The organism is Rhodoglobus sp. GW821-FHT12B09 (genome assembly GCF_058809925.1).
Genome location: NZ_JBXATB010000002.1, coordinates 401,481 through 419,683, shown reverse-complemented (window position 1 = coordinate 419,683; position 18,203 = coordinate 401,481). Strand labels below are relative to the sequence as shown.

General features: G+C 70.5%; 16 protein-coding genes. 5 read left to right on the top strand and 11 right to left on the bottom strand.

Going from position 1 to position 18,203, the window contains the following annotated elements; genetic code table 11:
- Window positions 1–15 precede the first annotated feature (15 nt).
- On the top strand, window positions 16–810 hold the full coding sequence (locus tag AC1RTC_RS06560; RefSeq protein ID WP_493154673.1) for an ADP-dependent NAD(P)H-hydrate dehydratase: 795 nt from the start codon (window positions 16–18) through the stop codon (window positions 808–810).
- A 250-nt stretch (window positions 811–1,060) separates the two neighbouring features.
- On the opposite strand, the gene AC1RTC_RS06555 is transcribed toward AC1RTC_RS06560, so the two are convergent.
- The 3 genes from AC1RTC_RS06555 to AC1RTC_RS06545 are packed head-to-tail and all read right to left on the bottom strand — an operon-like array spanning window position 1,061 to window position 3,504.
- Window positions 1,061–1,795 carry an amino acid ABC transporter ATP-binding protein gene (locus AC1RTC_RS06555; protein ID WP_493154672.1) on the bottom strand — a complete coding sequence of 245 codons (735 nt, stop codon included), beginning with the start codon at window positions 1,793–1,795 and terminating at the stop codon, window positions 1,061–1,063.
- On the bottom strand, window positions 1,792–2,658 hold the full coding sequence (locus tag AC1RTC_RS06550) for an amino acid ABC transporter permease (protein WP_493154671.1): 867 nt from the start codon (window positions 2,656–2,658) through the stop codon (window positions 1,792–1,794). Before AC1RTC_RS06550 ends, AC1RTC_RS06555 begins: the two co-directional genes overlap by 4 nt.
- Window positions 2,659–2,667: 9 nt before the next feature.
- Window positions 2,668–3,504, bottom strand: coding sequence for an ABC transporter substrate-binding protein (locus AC1RTC_RS06545; protein WP_493154670.1), 837 nt, complete (start codon window positions 3,502–3,504; stop codon window positions 2,668–2,670).
- Between the two features lie 97 nt (window positions 3,505–3,601).
- Here AC1RTC_RS06545 and AC1RTC_RS06540 point away from each other — a divergent pair, with 97 nt between their 5' ends.
- Both AC1RTC_RS06540 and AC1RTC_RS06535 read left to right on the top strand, forming a co-directional pair.
- Window positions 3,602–4,918 (top strand): glycosyltransferase 87 family protein, encoded by a 1,317-nt coding sequence (locus AC1RTC_RS06540; protein ID WP_493154669.1) that lies wholly within the window; start codon window positions 3,602–3,604, stop codon window positions 4,916–4,918.
- Between the two features lie 52 nt (window positions 4,919–4,970).
- Window positions 4,971–6,257: an MFS transporter gene (locus AC1RTC_RS06535; RefSeq protein ID WP_493154668.1), complete on the top strand. Its 1,287-nt coding sequence runs from the start codon at window positions 4,971–4,973 to the stop codon at window positions 6,255–6,257.
- Here AC1RTC_RS06535 and AC1RTC_RS06530 read toward each other — a convergent pair.
- The 8 genes from AC1RTC_RS06530 to AC1RTC_RS06495 all read right to left on the bottom strand — a co-directional run bounded on the left by AC1RTC_RS06530 (window position 6,195) and on the right by AC1RTC_RS06495 (window position 15,794).
- Window positions 6,195–6,866: a response regulator gene (locus tag AC1RTC_RS06530; RefSeq protein ID WP_493154667.1), complete on the bottom strand. Its 672-nt coding sequence runs from the start codon at window positions 6,864–6,866 to the stop codon at window positions 6,195–6,197. The two genes, AC1RTC_RS06535 and AC1RTC_RS06530, sit on opposite strands and share 63 nt — an antisense overlap.
- Window positions 6,867–6,907: 41 nt before the next feature.
- Entirely contained in the window at window positions 6,908–8,161 is a 1,254-nt protein-coding gene (locus AC1RTC_RS06525; RefSeq protein ID WP_493154666.1) for an ABC transporter ATP-binding protein, read from the bottom strand.
- Complete coding sequence (locus AC1RTC_RS06520) at window positions 8,158–9,321, bottom strand: sensor histidine kinase (RefSeq protein ID WP_493154665.1); 1,164 nt, start codon at window positions 9,319–9,321, stop codon at window positions 8,158–8,160. Before AC1RTC_RS06520 ends, AC1RTC_RS06525 begins: the two co-directional genes overlap by 4 nt.
- A 5-nt stretch (window positions 9,322–9,326) precedes the next feature.
- Window positions 9,327–10,217 (bottom strand): hypothetical protein, encoded by an 891-nt coding sequence (locus AC1RTC_RS06515; protein ID WP_493154664.1) that lies wholly within the window; start codon window positions 10,215–10,217, stop codon window positions 9,327–9,329.
- A 19-nt stretch (window positions 10,218–10,236) separates the two neighbouring features.
- The gene (locus AC1RTC_RS06510; protein ID WP_493154663.1) at window positions 10,237–10,881 is read right to left on the bottom strand and encodes a response regulator; all 645 of its coding nucleotides are present in this window, start codon (window positions 10,879–10,881) and stop codon (window positions 10,237–10,239) included.
- A gap of 71 nt (window positions 10,882–10,952) precedes the next feature.
- Window positions 10,953–12,173 carry a homoserine O-acetyltransferase MetX gene (metX, locus tag AC1RTC_RS06505; RefSeq protein ID WP_493154662.1) on the bottom strand — a complete coding sequence of 407 codons (1,221 nt, stop codon included), beginning with the start codon at window positions 12,171–12,173 and terminating at the stop codon, window positions 10,953–10,955.
- Window positions 12,174–12,246: 73 nt separating this feature from the next.
- Window positions 12,247–13,614, bottom strand: a complete 1,368-nt coding sequence (locus AC1RTC_RS06500; protein WP_493154784.1) for a bifunctional o-acetylhomoserine/o-acetylserine sulfhydrylase — start codon at window positions 13,612–13,614, stop codon at window positions 12,247–12,249.
- 56 nt (window positions 13,615–13,670) lie between these two features.
- The gene (locus AC1RTC_RS06495; RefSeq protein ID WP_493154661.1) at window positions 13,671–15,794 is read right to left on the bottom strand and encodes a hypothetical protein; all 2,124 of its coding nucleotides are present in this window, start codon (window positions 15,792–15,794) and stop codon (window positions 13,671–13,673) included.
- Between the two features lie 127 nt (window positions 15,795–15,921).
- Here AC1RTC_RS06495 and AC1RTC_RS06490 point away from each other — a divergent pair, with 127 nt between their 5' ends.
- Window positions 15,922–16,494, top strand: a complete 573-nt coding sequence (locus tag AC1RTC_RS06490; protein WP_493154660.1) for a PadR family transcriptional regulator — start codon at window positions 15,922–15,924, stop codon at window positions 16,492–16,494.
- Window positions 16,491–17,960, top strand: coding sequence for an MFS transporter (locus AC1RTC_RS06485; RefSeq protein WP_493154659.1), 1,470 nt, complete (start codon window positions 16,491–16,493; stop codon window positions 17,958–17,960). Before AC1RTC_RS06490 ends, AC1RTC_RS06485 begins: the two co-directional genes overlap by 4 nt.
- The last annotated feature ends 243 nt before the right edge of the window (window positions 17,961–18,203 follow it).

The window sequence follows — 18,203 nt, the reverse complement described above, 5'->3', positions numbered from 1 at the left end:
ACTATCGTGAGACGGGTGACCGACTTCACCGCGTGGACCCCGCAGGACGCCGCCTCCCGTATCGCCGTGCCCGGCGAGCGGGACGACAAGTACTCGCGCGGGGTACTGGGCGTGGTGACGGGGTCGGCGGTGTACCCGGGTGCCGCGGTGCTCGGGGTGGAGGCGGCCGCGCACACGGGCGTCGGGATGATCAGGTATCTCGGCGGGGCCCGCGAGCTCGTGCTGCAGCGCCGGCCCGAGGCGGTGACGGCGGACGGGCGCGTTCAGGCCTGGCTCCTCGGCTCGGGGATGGAGGCGCCGGACGAGCGCTCGCGCGCGGCCGTGGCCCAGCAGGTGCCGGTCGTGCTCGACGGGGGAGCGCTCGAGCTGCACGCGGCGGCCGCCGGTCCGGTCGTGATCACGCCGCACCACGGCGAGCTCGCGGCGCTGCTGGGGGTCTCGCGCGCCGAGGTCTCCGCCGACCCCGCCGGGTTCGCGCGGCGCACCGCTGACCGGCTCGGCATCACCGTGCTGCTCAAGGGCCGCACGACCTACGCCGCGGGCCCGGGCGTCTCGCTCTCCGCCGCGAGCGCCCCGACCTGGCTGGCCACCGCGGGTGCGGGGGACGCGCTGGCAGGGATCCTCGGCGCCCTCGTCGCGACGCACTCCGCCGCGATCGCGGACGATCCCGACGAGCTCGCGCGCCTCGCCGCCACCGCCGCGGTGCTGCACGGTCTCGCGGCGGCCCGCGCCTCGGACGGCGGTCCGCTCACGATCCTCGGGCTCGCGGCGGCGCTGCCGGCCACGATCGCGGGGCTGCTGGTGGGTTGAGTAGGGCGCTCTGGCGCCTGCAGCGGGTTGAGTAAGGCGCTCTGGCGCCTGTATCGAAACCGGCGGGTTGAGTAAGGCGCTCTGGCGCCTGTATCGAAACCCGGTGTGCGGGTGCACGGTTTCGATACGGCCGCGGGCGGCCTACTCAACCCACCCGCGGGTTGAGTAGCGCGCTCTGGCGCGCGTATCGAAACCGGGAGTTCGGGGTTGGGGTTTCGATACGGCCGCGGGCGGCCTACTCAACCCGCGTCTAGCCGATGAACCGCGACAGGAACTCGCGGGTCCGCGCCTCGCGCGGCGCGCCGAACACCTCGGCGGGCGTGCCCTGCTCGGCGATCAGGCCCTGGTCGAGGAACACGACGCGGTCGGCGACATCCCGGGCGAACGCCATCTCGTGCGTCGCCATGACGATAGTCGTGCCCTCGTTCTTGAGCTCGCGGACCAGGTCGAGAACCTCGGTGACGAGCTCGGGATCGAGGGCGCTCGTGATCTCGTCGAGCAGCAGCAGCTCGGGGTTGGCGGCGACGGCGCGCACGATCGCGGCGCGCTGCTGCTGCCCGCCCGAGAGGCGGTCCGGGAAGGCGCGGGCGTGCTCGGCGAGCCCGATGCGGTCGAGCAGCTCGAGCCCGCGCGCCTCGGCCTGCGCCCGCGGCATCCCGAGCACCCGCCGGGAGGCCAGCGTGACGTTGTCGAGCACGGTCAGGTGCGGGAAGAGGTTGTAGTGCTGGAAGACGACGCCGATGCGGGCGCGCACCCGGTCGGGCTTGGTCGCGGGGGTCGAGATGTCGGTGCCGGCGAGCCAGACCTGCCCGTCGTCGAGGCGCTCCAGGAGGTTGATCGTGCGCAGCAGCGTCGACTTGCCGGAGCCGCTCGCGCCGATCAGGGCGACGACCTCGTGCGAGTCGACGGTGAGGTCGATGCCGCGCAGCACGTCGGTCTCGCCGTACGACTTCCAGATGTTCTCGAGGCGCAGGACTTCGGTCATGAGACGATCCCGCCGATCTGCTCGCGCGACCGGAGGCGGGCCGTGTACCAGTCCGTGAACCGGATCATCGGGATGGCGAGGAGCACGAAGAACAGCCCGGCGACCACGTAGGGCGTGTAGTTGAAGAAGTGGCTCGTCTCGATCTGGGCCCCGCGCACCGCGTCGACGGCGCCCAGTACCGAGATGAGCCCGACATCCTTCTGCATGGCGATGAAGTCGTTCATGAGGGCCGGCGTCACCTTGCGCACGGCCTGCGGCAGCACCACGAGCCGCATGGACTGGCCGTGGGTGAGGCCCAGCGAGCGGGCGGCGACCACCTGCGAGGGATGCACGGCCTCGATGCCCGCGCGGAACACCTCGCTCACGTACGCCGAGTACGTGAGCACGAGGGCGATGGTGCCGAGCACCTCTGACGGGATCCGCGGGCCGCCCGAGCCGATGAGCCCCGGAACGCCGAACCCCACCAGGTACAGGGTGATGATGAGGGGCATGCCGCGGAACAGGTCCGTGTAGCCGGAGGCGAGCGCGCGCAGCGGGAAGAACACGGGGCCGCGCAGTGTGCGGATCGCGGCGATGACGAGGCTCAGCGCGAGAACGCCGACCACCGCGAAGAGCAGCACCCGGAGGTTCAGCAGGAAGCCCTCGCCGATGCGGGGGAGTGCCGCGAGCGCGACCTCGGGGTTGAAGAACCCCTGCTGCACGCGGGCCCAGCCGGGGGTGTTGATGAGGGTGATCCACGCGACGACCGCGAGCACGAGGGTGCTCGCCAGGCTGATGAGCACTGACCGCCGCCCCTGCCGACGGCGGAAGGCCCGGCGGTCGAGCTCTATCGCGCTCGGCCGCCGGGCCTCCTCAGAAATCACTACCGAATGCTACTTGAGGACCGGAGCAGACCCCGCGTCGGCCAGCCAGGTGCTGGCGATATCGGCGAGCGTGCCGTTGTCGCGCAGCGCGTCGACGGCGGCCGTGACCGTGGCGGTGAGGGGGCTGTCCTTGGGGAGCACGAGGCCGAACTCGTCACCGCTCTTGCCGTCGGGCTGCGGCAGCTGGCCGATGATGAGGCCGCCGTCGAGCTGCACGCCGGTCGCGTAGAACGCGGAGGGGAGGTCGAGCACGATCGCGTCGACAGTTCCGTTCTGCAGGGCCAGCACGGCGTCGTCGTTGGTGTTGAACACCTGCGCGCCCGCGGTCGGCTTGATCTGCTGCTCGACCGCGTCGAAGCTCGTCGTGCCGGTCTGGGCGCCGATCAGGAAGTCCTTGAGGTCGGCGATGCTCTTGGCGCCGGCCGCCTTCGAGCTCTCCGTGGTGATGACGACCTGCGTGGTCTCGTAGTACGGCGAGCTGAAGTCGACGTTCTGCTTGCGCTCGTCGGTGATGGAGAACTGCTGCAGGTTGAAGTCGAAGTCCTTGGGGCCGGGGGCGATGGCCTCGTCGAACGTCGTGCGGACCCACACCACGTCCTCCTTGGCGAAGCCGAGCTGGTCCGCGACGGCATAGGCGATGGCCGACTCGAAGCCCTCACCGGACTCGGGGGCGTCGTCGATGACCCACGGGTAGTAGGCGGGCTCGCCGGTGCCGATAGTGAGCTTGCCGTCGGTGACGTAGCCGCTCGCCTCGCCTGCGGCGTCGGTGGTCGGCGCGCACGCGGCGAGCGAGAGGGCGAGGGTTGCGGCGCCGAGTGCGGCGACGGCGCGAAGGGTGCGGGTCATGGCTGTCTCCTCTGGGGATGCTGTGTACGGCAATCATCCCGCAGGGGCGCGGCGCGGGGCGAACCGGCGACGAATTGTTACCGGGTTACGCTGTCCTGTGCCCAAGACCCGGACCGCCCTCGGCGTCCTCCTCGCCGTCGTGCGAAGCCCCGCCACGGTGTGGGCCGCGTTCCTGCTCGTGCACCTCTGGCTCGGCCTGCTCAATCTGTACGCGCCCGGGCTGCCGCTCGGCGACGTGACGATCGTCTACAAGTTCTGGATGGACCAGGCCACGGCCGCCGACTTCTGGGTCGGCATCGACAGCGTCTGGGTATACCCCGTCGTGGCCCTGGCGCCGATGTTCGCGGCCACCCTCTTCGGCCCCGACCAGTACGGCAGCACGTGGCTGACCATGGTCATGCTGCTGGATGCCGTGGCCTTCGGGTTCGTGACGGGATGGGGCCGCTCCCGCGAGCGCACGGCAGTGGCCTGGTGGTGGGTGGCGTTCCTGCTCCTCCTGGGGCCCATCGCCCTCGGACGGATCGACTCGGTGACCGTGCCCCTCGCCCTCGTGGGCGTCACCCTGATCGCGACCCGTCCGCGGGCGGCAGCGGTGATCCTGGCGATCGCGACCTGGGTGAAGGTCTGGCCGGCGGCCCTGGTGGGGGCCGCGCTCATCGCGCTCAAGGACCGCTGGCGCATCCTCGCCGCTGTTCTCGTGGTCTCGGCCGTGATCGTCATCGTCGCGGTAGCCCTCGGCAGCGGGCTCAACGTGTTCAGCTTCATCACCCAGCAGACCGGCAGGGGGGTGCAGGTCGAGTCGCCCGTCGCCACCCTGTGGCTCTGGCAGGCGCTCGCCGGCGTGCCCGGTGCGCAGGTGTACTACGACAACGACATCCTCACCTACCAGGTGCAGGGCCCCGGCATCGAGGTCGCCGCCGCCCTGATGACGCCGCTGCTCGGCCTCGCGGTGCTCGTCGTAGCGCTGCTCGGCGTGCGGGCGACGCGGGCGGGGGCTTCGGCCGGAGACCTGTTCCCGCCGCTCGCCCTAGCCCTCGTCACGACACTGATCGCCGTGAACAAGGTCGGCTCGCCGCAGTTCATCGGCTGGCTCGCCGTGCCCGTGGTGCTGGGCCTCGCGACGAGCGCCTCGGGGCACGGGCGCTCGTTCCGCTTCCCGGCGTCCCTCGCGCTCGTGATCGCAGCCCTCACGCAGGCCCTGTACCCGTACCTGTACCTGGAGCTGCTGTACCTCAACCCGCTGCTCCTCTCGGTGCTCACGGTGCGCAACATCCTCGAGTTCGTGCTGCTCGGCTGGGCGGTGCTCGCCGTTGTCAGGGCTCCGCTGCAGCCGGGCGCGGACGACGACCCCAACGAGAGCTGGCTGCCCTCGGTGTGGCCGTTCGCCGATCGGGCCGACGCGCCCCGGTCGTAGACTGGTACGCGGCTCGACGGTGAGCGTTCCGCCTCCCTCACGATCGGCCAGAATGACCCTCCCCGCAGCGACCCCCGCACCCGCACTCTCACCGGCCCGCGTCCGGCTCGCGATCCTCGCCCTCGCCCTGGGCGGCTTCGGCATCGGGCTCACCGAGTTCGTGGCGATGGGCCTGCTGCCGAACCTGGCCGCCGACCTCCTGCCGCACGTCTGGGCGGTGTCGCACGAGAAGGCGAACGCGCAGGCGGGATGGCTCGTCTCCGCCTACGCGCTGGGAGTCGTCGTGGGCGCCCCGACGATCGCCGCCCTCGCCGCGCGCTTCCCGCGCAAGCAGCTCCTGCTCGCGTGCGTGGGAGTGTTCGTGCTCGGCACCGTCGCCTCCGCCCTCCTTCCCACGTTCGAGCTGGTGCTCGTCGCACGGTTCGTCGCCGCCCTGCCGCACGGCGCGTACTTCGGCATCGCCGCGCTGGTCGCCGCGTCGCTGATGGGCCCGGGCAAGCGCGGGCAGGGCGTCGCCCTCGTGCTGGCCGGCCTCACCATCGCGAACGTCGTGGGCGTGCCCGCGATCACCTTCCTCGGCCAGAACACGAGCTGGCGCATCGCCTACCTCGCGGTCGCGATCGTGTTCGCCCTCACCTTCGCGGCGGTGGCCTTCCTGGTCCCGCTGCAGGCCGGCGACCCGGCCGCGACGATGCGCCGCGAGCTCGGGGTATTCACCCGGCCCCAGGTGTGGCTGACGCTCCTGCTCGGCTCGCTCGGGTTCGGCGGGTTCTTCGCCGTGTACACGTTCGTCTCCCCGGTGGCCACGAACGTCGCGCACCTCGACGTCGGCCTCGTGCCGTTCGTGCTCGTCGCGGCGGGGCTCGGCATGACCATCGGCAACCTGGCGGGCGGCCGCGGCGCCGACCACCACGTCATGCGCACACTGTTCATCTGCTTCGGGCTCTTCGCGGTGGCGCTCACCGGGTTCGCCCTCACGGCGCAGTACCCCGTGGGGCTGTTCGTCTTCGTGTTCCTGGTGAGCGGCGCCGCTTCGGCGCTCTCGCCCGCGATCCAGACCCGGCTCATGGACGTGGCCGGTGACAGCCAGTCGATCGCGGCGGCGATCAACCACTCGGCGCTCAACATCGGCAACAGCCTGGGCGCCTACCTCGGCGGCATCACGATCGCTGCGGGCCTCGGGTACCTCTCGCCGACGTGGGTCGGCCTCCTGCTGTGCGTGCCCGGCGTCGGCCTGGCGCTCGTGAGCCTGGCTCTCGAGCGCCGAGGCCGTCGCTCAGAAGTTGCGGGGCAGGTCGCTCTCGACGAGGATCCCGTCCTCGATCGCACGCTTGCGTAGCGCCACCTTGGTGCCCACGTCGAAGCCCGCGACGCGGTACTTCTCGCGGATGCGCTTGAGGTAGCTCTTCGCGGTCTCCTCGGAGATGCTGAGCTGGAAGGCCACGGCCTTGACGGGCTCGCCGCCGCCGTACAGTGCCATGACGCGGCGCTCCTGGGCGCTGAGCTTGGGGGAGCCGCCGATCTCGCCGGCGTTGAGCGCGAGGTCGAGCTCGGCGGAGATGAACGACTCGCCCTTCGCTGCGGCGCGAATGGCCTCCACGATCATCCCGGCGTCCTCGCTCTTGACGAGGTAGCCGAGCGCACCGGAGGCGAGCGCCTCGCGCACGACGTTGGGCTCGGAGTAGGTGCTCATGAGCACGACCTTCACGCCCGTGGTCTTGAGCGTGTTGATCTTGAGGGACACCGGGATGTTGTCCTTGAGGTCGAGATCGAGGAGTACGACATCGACGGGGAACTCGGGGTGCGTGATGAGCTCGGGCCAGGTCGGCACGGCGGCGACCATCGCGATGTCGTCAGCGGCGTTGCCGATCCACTCCGTGAGGGCGCCGAGCAGCATCCTGTGGTCGTCGACGAGGGCGACGCGGATGCGGTCAGTCGAGTCAGTCACGATTCTGTCCTTCTGTAGGGGTACTGCTGGGGTTGGGGCTGCTACTGGTCCGCCGGGTTGTCCACGAGGCACTCGATGTCGACGCGAAGGCTGGAGTTCTGGGTCGAGTCGCTGTACTGCCCGACTTTGCGGATAGCCTCCCACGTCGCGGGGTCCACGCGATTGCGCGCCACACCCGTGGTCTCGATCACGATCGGAACCGTGATCTTCCGGCCCTCGCGCGTCTCGAGCGAGTCGGTGGCCGGTCCGACGGTGATCTGCACGCTTCGGCTCACGTTCTTGGTGCCGTCGCTCACGAGCAGCCACGCCGTGGAGAGCAGCCCGTCGCGCTGCTGCGGGTCGAGCAGCCCCGCGAGGCTCGACTTGTCGTTGAGCGTCACGGCCTTGCCGAGATGGTCGGACTCGGTGATCGCGTGGTACAGCCACGTCTCCCGGCGGCCCTCGATGAGGTGCAGCCTGAGCTCGGTGGCGAGGGATGCCGCGACCGAGGCGGTCTTCGGGTCGAGGGGCAGTTTCACCTTGCCGGTGGCAACGGTGTCGAGTAGCTCCTCGGCGGCGAGGTCGAGCCGTGCGAGCTCCTCGGACGCCATCATCCCGACGGCGAAGCGGGGTGCGGAGACCGTGCTCTGCACGAGAACGCGGTCGAGCTCCACCTGCACGAGCCGGCGGAAGCCGCCGATCACGACGATGCCGATCACGGCGGGCAGCACCGCGAACGCCAGGGTGGTGATCTGCGGCGCGAAGTACTCGGGGTCGAAGGGGGTGTTGACGATCATCGCGGCCAGGAGGGCGACGCCCAGCACGATCACGGCGATGAGGATGTCGCGGGTGCGGCGCAGCGTGATCACCACGATGAGGCCCATGCCCGCGGTCACGGCCGCGGTCGCGTGCCGGCCGATGTCGTGCAGGGGCCAGATCGCGTACAGGTCGAGCGCGACCGCCGCGGCGAGGCCGGCGAGGAAGATCGCGAACATCCAGTCGGGCAGGTGGCCGAGCACGCGGGAGACGACGAAGGTGGCGATGAGCACGGCGAGCAGGACGCCCCACGCGGCGGCGGCGGGCCAGAGCTCGCGGTAGACGTCGCCCGCGGCGGCCTGGCCCACGAACCAGGCGAGCCCGTAGACGGCGCGCAGGCCGCACACGATGGCGGCTCCGATGCCGATGAACCCGGTGCCGAGGCTGGAGCGGTGGGGGGTCGCGGCCCGGATTACCCGGCGCGTGGCATCCGCCTCGCGCCGTTTTCCGCGGCCGAGGATGACGCCGAGGGTGTTCTCCTCGGGCGGCGCGTAGCTCACCGGGGCACCTCCAGCACGACTGTCGTTCCCGAGCCGGGGGCCGAGAACAGGCGGGCCTTGCCGCCCACGTCCTTGAGCCGGGCGACGACTGACTCCTTGAAGCCCAGCCGCGCCGAGTCGACGTCGTCGAGGGTGAACCCCACGCCCGAGTCGGTGACCATCGCGCGCACCATGGTCTCGTCCTCCGTGATGGTCACGTGGGCCTCCGTCACTCCCGAGTGGCGGCGCACGTTCTCGAGGCACTCGGCGAGGGCGAGAAGGAAGGCGTCGAGCACGTCGCTCGGCAGCAGCACCTGGCCGGTGCCGTGCCAGCTGACTTCGAGGCCCATGCGGCCGAAGCGCTGCTTCACGGACTCGAGGGTCGTGCCGAGCACGGTCTCCTCGTTGTTCTCCAGGTTGTAGACGCCGGACGACTGCGGTGTGGGGGTCGCACCCAGCCGCAGTTGGCGCAAGAGGCGGGCGTCGTCCGCGGCCTGCTGGCGCATGGCATCCGGAGCCACCCCCACGCCGGAGTGGGCGAGGAGCGTGAGCGTGGCGAGCACGGTGTCGTGCAGCAGCCGTGCACCCTGGCGGCGCTGGGCCTCGGTCTCACTGGCCTGGCGCTCGGCGCGGTGGGCGCGGCCGATGCTCGCGATGCGGCGCGCGGCCTGCGGTACGCCGGCGCTGATCCAGAAGCCGATGATGGTGGCGAGCACCCAGCCGAGCACCACGAGCGCGATGGTGCGGCCGACCGGCTGGAACGGCATCATGAGGAATGTGGTCACGCCGAGCGTGAGGGCGAACGCTCCTCCCAGGAAGATGCGGCGCAGCAGTTCGGTGGTCAGCACGATGGCCGTCGAGGCCATGGATGCAGCGCTCAACTGCGCGACGGCGGAGACGCCGGCCTGGCCGGTGGCCTCCGGGGCGAGCAGTGCCACGACGCCGATCACGGCGAGGCCGGCGACCAGGATGGGGATCGCCCACAGCATCGAGCGGCTCGAGCCGATGCGGTACTGGCAGAACGCGATGATCAGGTAGAGGGGCAGGCAGACGAAGAAGCTCGCCATGTCGACCGCCCCGGGAATCGCGAGGCACACGAGCGAGACAATGGTGAAGCTCAGGCCGTAGACGCGGGCGGTGCGTTGGAGCAGCCGGTCGCGCTCCTTGGCTATGAGATCCATTGGCGTCATGGTGCCACAGGGAGCCCCTCAAGTGGGGGTGACGCACCGGGAAGACCGCAGTAGTCCGCGTAGAACTCGTAGAGGCTTCGGCGCACCTCGTCACTCACCGCGATGTAGACGGTGCCCGACCGTCCGTCGCCGGTCTCCACGTCGAGCGGGAAGAAGGTGCCGCGCTTGTCCTCCTCGACCGCGTGCGCGTCGCACCGGTTCGGCACGAGCAAGAGCCGGATGCTGCTCGCCGGCGCCGAGGCGTCGACGACCCGCTCCACCGGCATCACCGTGATCGCCGCGCCCGTCTCGTCGGTGAGGCCGAGCAGCACGGTGCCCTTCGCGGCGTGGACGGTGACCGTGCCGTCGCCCCCGGTCGGCGTGATCTCGAGGTCGAGGGGCACGGGGGCGTGCGCGCCCGGGGTCCAGTCGAGCGCGGCGGGCGGGGTGATCGTGGCCACGGCGGCAACCGACACCCCGAGGCAGTCCTCCTCGTTGATGGTGTCCACCCGTCCCTGCTCGTCGGACGGGGTGACCGTGAGGGTACCGGTCGTCCCGTCGGCCAGCGCCACCTCGAGGGTGACGGAGTCGACCGGGTCCGCTCCGTTGCACACCGGGTCGGGCAGCTGCACCTTCAGGTCGCGGGCCGCGCCCGCCGGGACCTCCTGCGGGCGGTCCCACACGGCGGGCTCGGCGAAGCGGGTCGACTCGAAGGCGGCGCGGGTGACGGTGATCGGGGCATCCGTGCCGTTGCGGACCTTGATCTCGAGCACGCGCAGGCTGTAGTCGAAGCGGTTCTGGAAGACGCTCGCGGTGATCGCGGCCGGGAGCTCGGGCGTGGGAGCGGCGCAGCCGGAGAGGGCGCCGAGCGCGACGAGGGCGAGGGTGAGCGAGAGGGGGCGCCGCATGCCTCGATGGTAGTGCTGGCTAGTCGGGGACGGTCCAGCCCTGGGCGCTCGAGTAGTGGCGCAGCTGGTGGCGGGTGCCGATGTCGATCCCGAGGTCGCGGTACTTGCGTCGGGCGCGCTTGATGTACGACTTCACGGTCTCCTCCGTGGTGTCCATGACATCGGCGACCTCGCGCAGGGAGCGGCCGGTCGAGTAGAGCACGAGCGCGCGCTCCTCCTGGCGGCCGAGTCCGGCGTCGGGGCCCGACCGCGCGGTCCGCAGCGCGTCCGCCCGGTGCTCAGCGAGGTGGTGGCCGCCCGTGGCCGCAGTGCGCACCGCGGTGACGAGGTCGCGCGCGGAATCGGTCGTCGCCACGAAGGCCCGTGCACCGGCGCGCATCGCGGTCGCGACGGAGGAGGCATCCGTGCGCCTGCTCACCACCACCGTGCTGGCGCCGAGCGCGGTGAGCTCGCGCACCCGCGAGCCGATGAGGAGGCCGTCGTGCAGGTGCAGGTCGAGCACCACGACGTCGGCGGGCATGGCGGGATGCCCGATCAGCTGCGCCCAGCTCGACACCGTGCACACCACCTCGAGCTTCGCCTGCTCGAGCAGCGCGGCGAGCCCCTCGGCGACGAGGGCGTGGGAGTCCACCACGGCGACGCGCACCGTTTCGACTGCCTTCATGAGATCCCCCTCGGCGCCGGGGCACGGACCCCGGGATGCTGAGGGTCAGTGTAGCCCTACAGGAGCTTTACTCAGATGTTGGCTGGCTCCGTGTCGAGGAGTCTCTGGATCTGCGTGCCGACCTGCTTGTCCTCGATGAGGAAGCCGTCATGGCCGAACGGCGAGGAGATGATGTGCGGCGCGGTGCCGTCGATGTTGCCCGGAAGGTGGGCCGCGAGGTACTCCTGCTCCACCACCGGGTACAGGCGGTCGCTGTCGATGCCGAGCACGAGCGCGGCGGGGGTGGCGCCGGCGAGCGCCTTGGCGGTGCCGCCGCGGCCGCGGCCCACGTCGTGCGAGCTCATCGCGCTCACGAGCGTGAGGTAGCTGTTGGCGTCGAAGCGGCGGGTGAACTTGTTGCCGTGGTAGTCGAGGTAGCTCTCCACCGCGTACTTGCCGCCCCCGCCGAGCGGGCTCAGGCCGCTCTGCCAGCTGCGCTCGAAGCGGTCGTTGAGCTCGTCGGGGGAGCGGTAGCTGTGCAGCGCCATCCTCCGGGCCAGGGCGAGCCCGCGGTGCGGCCCCTCGCCTTCCGCAGCCTCGTAGTAGTCGCCGTCGGCGAACGCCGGGTCGAGGTGCACGGCCTCGGACTGCAGGAAGTTGAGCGCGATCGCGTCGGCGTTGGAGAAGGCCGGGGCCGCGAGGACGGCGACGCGCTCGAGCCGGTCGGGGTAGCTGACGGCCCACTCGAGCGACTGCATCCCGCCCATCGAGCCGCCGATGACGGCAGCCCAGCGGTCGATGCCGAGGGCGTCGGTGAGCGCGAGCTGCACCGCGACCTGGTCCCGGATGGTGACGAACGGGAACCGCCGCCCCCACTCGGCGCCGTCGGGCGCGTGCGAGGCGGGGCCGGTGGTGCCCTGGCATCCCCCCAGCATGTTCGGGGCGACCACGAACCACCGGTCGGTGTCGATCGCCTTGCCGGGGCCGACCAGTCCGCTCCACCAGCCGCCGGTGGGGTGCCCCGGGCCCGGGCTGCCCACCACGTGGCTGTCGCCGGTGAGCGCGTGGACGACGAGGATCGCGTTCGACCGGTCGGCGTTGAGCGTGCCGACGGTCTCGTAGGCCACGCGGACCGACGGCAGCTCGCCGCCGCGCTCCAGGGTCATGGCGCCGAGGGAGGCGAACTGTCGGTTGCCGACCGGGTCGCCCTCGCGCCACGCACCGGTGGCGGGCGGCTTGCCGAGGACCGAGCGCGCGTTGGCCTCGGTGATGAAGGCCGATGGGACCGTGTCCTCTGGTGTCTGCCAATCCATGTCAGTCCCAGTATCGGGGAAAAGCGAACGGCCCCCTCGTTTGTTACACCGAGGGGGCCGTGTCGCGCGCTCGCTAGGCCGAGGCGCTGGAGGCGGCGGCGACCGCGCGGGCGGCGTCGAAGCCGGCCTGCAGGTCTGCCTTCAGGTCGTCGACGTTCTCGATGCCGACCGAGAGGCGCACCAGGCCGGGCGTGACACCGGTGGTGAGCTGCTGCTCGGGCGTGAGCTGCGAGTGGGTGGTCGACGCCGGGTGGATGATCAGGCTGCGCACGTCGCCGATGTTGGCGAGGTGGCTGAACAGCTCGACGTTCTCGACGAGAGCGCGGCCGGCGTCCACGCCGCCCTTGAGCTCGAAGGAGACGACGGCGCCGACGCCCTTGGGGGCGTACTTGTTGGCGGCCGCGTACCACGGGCTGCTCGGGAGGCCGGAGTAGTTCACGCTCGCGACATCCGGGTGGTTCTCGAGCCACTCGGCGATCTCCTGCGTGTTCTGCACGTGGCGCTCGATGCGCAGGCTCAGCGTCTCGATGCCCTGGATGAGGGAGAACGCACTGTCGGGGGAGAGGGCGGCACCGGTGTCGCGGAGGAGGGTGACGCGGATCTTGATCACGTACGCGATCGCGTCGCCCAGCACGCCGGTGTAGCTCGCGCCGTGGTAGCTCGGGTCGGGCTCGGTCAGACCGGGGAACTTGTCGGCGTTGGCCGCCCACGGGAACTTGCCGCCGTCCACGATCACGCCGGCGATGACCGTGCCATGGCCGCCGAGGAACTTCGTCGCCGAGTGCACGACGATGTCGGCGCCGAACTCGAACGGGCGGATCAGGTACGGCGTCGCGATCGTGTTGTCGACGATGAGCGGAAGGTTGTTCTCGTGGGCGATCCCCGCGACCTTCTCGATGTCGAGGATGTTGATCTTCGGGTTGCCGATGGTCTCCGCGAAGAAGAGCTTCGTGTTGGGACGCACGGCGGCGGCCCACTCGGCGGCGTCGTCCTGGTCCTCGACGAAGGTGACCTCGATGCCGAGGTTCGCGAGCGTGTACTTGAAGAGGTTGTACGTGCCGCCGTAGATCGACGAGCTGGAGACGATGTGGTCACCGGCGCGCGCGATGTTCAGCACCGCGTAGGTGATCGCGGAGGAGCCGGAGGCCACGGCGAGCGCCGCGGTGCCGCCCTCGAGGGCAGCGACGCGCTGCTCGACCACATCGGTGGTGGGGTTCATGAGGCGCGTGTAGATGTTGCCGAACTCGGCGAGCGCGAACAGGTTCTGCGCGTGCTGCGTGCTGTTGAACACGTAGGACGTGGTCTTGTAGATGGGCGTCGCGCGGGCGTTGGTGGTGGGGTCGGGCTGCGCACCCGAGTGGACCTGCTTGGTTTCGAACTTCCAGTCGCTCATGGTGGCTCTCCTTTTTGGATCGTTGTGCGTTGGGCCGAGCCTAGGCAGCCTGCTTCACCGGAGCAATCAACCCCGACATACGGCGTAACCCGCCGCGCGGGCGGTCAGCGCAGCGACTCGCAGGGGTTCATGTCGTTGTCGCCGTCGAGTCGCGCGAAGTCGCCGTAGTACGGGTACCAGAACAGGAAGAAGGCCAGCGCGGCGGCGTGCGATGAGAAGTCCTTGCAGTCCTTGTCGGCGGGCATGGCCGGGGCGCTGATCCATACCGGGTCGCTCGTGAGCGCCACCGAGAGGTAGCTCGCCTTGGTGCCCGTGACTCGCACGCTGACCTCGTGGTTGTAGTCGTACTTCGTCGTCACGTACGACGAGCCCGTCGCACCGGCGATGGGCGAACCATTTCGCATCCACTGGTAGTAGAGGGCGACGGGTGCGGGCGCCCACGCGCCCGGGACCGCGTAGAGCCGGTACCCGACGGTGGTAGTGCCGCTGATGCTCGGCGTGGGCGTGGCTGTGAGTACGCCCTGCACCACCTTGGCGAGACTCGTGCGCGCCGTCGTGGTGTACTCCTCCTTCGAGCCGGTCACGGTCACCGTGAGGCTCTTGGCCGCGTCGAGCGCCGTGGGCGTGTAGGTCTGGTCGGTGGCGCCGGGTATCGCGACACCCCCGCGCTTCCACTGGTAGGAGAGGGTGACAGGATCGGGCCCCCACGCGCCCGTGGACGCCGTCACGGTGGAGCCGACCCGCACGGTTCCCGTGATGGCGGGCACAGCTGCCGTGAGCACCTTGCTCACGATGGTCTCCGGGCTCGTTCGGGTGAGGCGGGTGTATCCGGCCTTGCTCCCGACCACGACAACGGAGAGCGCCCGGCCTGCGTCCGCCGCGGTCAGGACGTAGGTGGGCTTGGTGGCCCCGGTGATCTTCGTGCCGTCACGCAGCCACTGGTACGTGAGCACCACCGGGGCGGGGGTCCACGCGCCGGGGATGACGGAGAGGGTCTTGCCGACGTCGGGTGCGCCGGAGATCACCGGCACCGGGGATAGCACGAGCGCGCGCTCGACGACTCGGGCGGTGCTCGTGCGCACGAGCGTCGTGTAGTTGGTGCGAGACCCGGTGACCGCCACCGTGATGGAGGCTCCCGCATCGCCGGGCAGGAGCTCGTACGTGGTCGCCGTGGCGCCAGGGATGGCCACGCCGCCGCGCTTCCACTGGTACGTCAGCGCCACGGGGGCTGGCGCCCAGATCCCGGGGTTCACGGTAAGGACCGAGCCGATCACAGTGGTGCCGGAGACCAACGGAACGGGTGCGGCGGTCAGTGCGCCGAAGAGAATTCTGGCCGCACTCGTGCGGGTTACCGGGCCATACCCGGCCTTCACCCCGCTCACCTCCACGGTGATGGACTTCGCGACGTCGGCGGCGGTGAGTTTGTAGGCCGCCCTGCTCGCGCCGGAGATGGGGGTGCCGTCACGCTTCCACTGGTAGGTGAGGGTGACCGTAGCGGGAGCCCAGACCCCTGCCGCCGCGGTCAGCACGCTGCCGACGGTCATCGACCCGGCGATGATCGGCACGGGCGTCGCCGTGAGGGCGCGGAGTACGACTCTCGGCTCGCTCGTGCGGGAGACCGCGGCGTAGCCCGTGCGCGACCCTGTGACGGTGACAGAGATCGCGTGGGTGGCATCGCCGACGGACGGGATGTACGTGGACTGGTTGGCGTCGGCGATCGTCGTTCCGTCGCGAAGCCACTGGTAGCTCAGCACCAGCGGAGTTGGCTCCCATGCACCGGTATCTGCGGTGAGCACTGATCCGACGACTCCCGTGCCGGTCACCACGGGCACGGGGGTCGCCGTGAGCTGGAGCGGCGCGATGCTGACGCCTGCGCTCGTGGCTGAGGTTGAGTCGTAGCCCTCCTTGTGGGCCGTGATCCGAACGGCGACCGGGAGCGACGCGTCGGCGTCAACGACCTGGTACGTGTCGGAGGTGGCGCCATCGATGTCGGCGCCGTCGCGGGTCCACTGGTAGTCGAAGGCGTCCGGGGCGGGCTCCCACGTCCCCGTGAGTGCTGTGAGGGTCGAGCCCACGGTGCCGAGCCCGCTCGCGGTGGGGATGCCCACACCGTCGAATGTGAGAAGGGACGCCTCGGGCTCGTCACCGATCGCCACGGTGGGAGTCGTGAGCAGGGTGAGCGCGAGGCTCAGGCTCGCGAGGATGGCAAGTAGTTTGCGACGCTGCATGGATCGAACCTCGGGTACTTCGTCGTGGATGCAGCGCACTACACGTGAGCCGTGCTCACACCGTAGTGGAGTGCTGACTATCGAGCAACAGTTGCTCTTAGGCGACTAGTCATGCAAGAGTACTCGCGTGTCATCCATCCGACTCTTCATCCTCGGCTCGCTTGCCGAGCGCGGTCCCATGCACGGGCACGCGCTGCGTCTCCTCGCCGACGAGGAGCACATCGCGGAATGGGCGGACGTGACTCCCGGAGCCATCTACGGCGCCATCAAGCGCCTGGCGGCCGAGGGGTTGATAGACGCGCTGCGCGTTGAGCGGGAGGGCAACTACCCCGAGCGACAGGTGTACGAGATCACGGATGCCGGCCACGAATCCCTGGCGGCCATCCGACTCGAGGCGCTCGAGACGATCGTGTACCGCCCCGATCCCTTCGATCTCGGCATGGCGCGCCTGGGCCCCGAGAACCTTCCTGGAGTGCGCGACGTGCTCGAGGCGCGGCTCGCCGAGTTCCGAGCCCGACTCGAGGCGGAGAAGTCGCACCAGGACCGCATCGGCAAGTACCTGACGCTCACTGAGAAGCACGTCGTCAAGCACGACTGGCACCGGCTCCAGGCCGAGATCGACTACCACGAAGAACTTCTCTCTGCACTGCCCGAAATCCTCCACGACGAAACGTCCCGGAAAGGACACCACCCCTCATGACCAGCCCCACCGTCGGCCCTGACACGGCCGCCTTCAACGCCTCGACCGAGGTTCCCAGGAAAGCCTGGCTCGCTCTGATCGTGCTCCTCGCGGGCATGTTCATGGCGCTGCTCGACACCACCATCGTGAATGTCGCGCTACCCACCATTCGAACCTCGTTGGATGCCTCGGAGGCCACGCTCTCGTGGATCATCTCCGGCTACGCGCTCGCCTTCGGGCTCGTGCTCATCCCGGCGGGCCGCATCGGCGACCGCTTCGGGCACAAGTGGGTGTTCTTCACCGGACTCGCGATCTTCACGGGCGCCTCGCTCGCGTGCGGACTCGCCCTCGACTCGACCGGCCTCATCGTCGCGCGGGTCGTGCAGGGGCTCGGCGGCGGCATCTTCCTGCCGGCGGTCACCGCGTTCATCCAGCTGCTGTTCCCGCCTCGCACCCGCGGCAAGGCCTTCGGCATCATGGGCGCCGTGATCGGCGTCTCGTCCGCGCTCGGCCCCATCGTGGGCGGGCTCCTCATCGAGGCGCTCGGCACCGAGAACGGCTGGCGCTGGATCTTCGCGGTGAACCTGCCGATCGGCGTCGTCGCGCTCATCGCCGCCGCGGTGCTGCTGCCGAAGGGCGCCGCGGGCAAGAAGACCTCGACCGACCTCGTCGGTCTGCTGCTGCTGAGCGCCTCGCTCGTCGCGATCCTCGTCCCGCTCATCCAGGGCCAGGATGCGGGATGGCCGCTGTGGACCTACCTGTCGATCGCCGGGGGAGTGGTGCTGCTGGTGCTGTTCGCCCTCTGGGAGCGCCGGGTCGCCGCGGGCGGCGTGGAGCCGCTCGTCCCGCCCCACCTGTTCTCGCACCCCGCGTTCACCGGTGGCACGATTCTCGCCCTGGTGTTCTTCGCCGGCTTCACGAGCATCTTCTTCACGATCTCGATCCTCTGGCAGGCGGGTCTCGGGCACACCGCGCTCGAGTCGGGCCTCGTGTCGATCCCGTTCGCGATCGGCAACATCATCGGCGCGTCCCAGAGCGACCGGCTGGCCCAGCGCCTCGGGCGCACCGTGCTCGTGATCGGCAACGCGCTGCTCTCGATCGGGCTCATAGCGCTGTTCCTCATCCTGCTGCTCGTGCCTACGGCCGACCTCACGAACTGGGACCTCCTGGGTCCGCTCGTGGTCGCCGGCTTCGGCGCGGGGCTCTTCATCGCCCCGAACGCGCGGTTCATCGTCGCGACCGTCGACCGCTCCGAGGCCGGTGCCGCGAGCGGCGTGATCGGCGTCATGCAGCGCATCGGCGCGGCCATCGGCATCGCGATCATCGGCTCCGTGCTGTTCGGCAACATCGGCCCGATCGCCAGCCCCGCCGACCTGCCGGCGGCGTTCGGCCAGGCGGCGACCCCGGCCCTCGCCGTGAGCGCGGCGTTCGCGGTCGCGGCGTTCGCGCTGGTGTTCACGCTGCCGAAGCGGGTCGAGCTGCACTAGCTGATGGCGCGAACGAAGGGCCGCTCTCCTCCGGGGGAGCGGCCCTTTTGCGTCCGCGCGGGCGGCGCGGGGGACGGGTGCCGCGGGGGACGCGCGGCGCGGGGTGCCGCCGGGCGGCGCGGGGGTTTCGGCGCGGCGCTGGTGCGGCGGCGGCGGCATGGTGTCGAAACCTCCGCGCGGGCATCTGGCCGCGTTGGCGCGGGGGTTTCGGGCGCGGGGGACGTGCGGCGCGGGGTGCCGCCG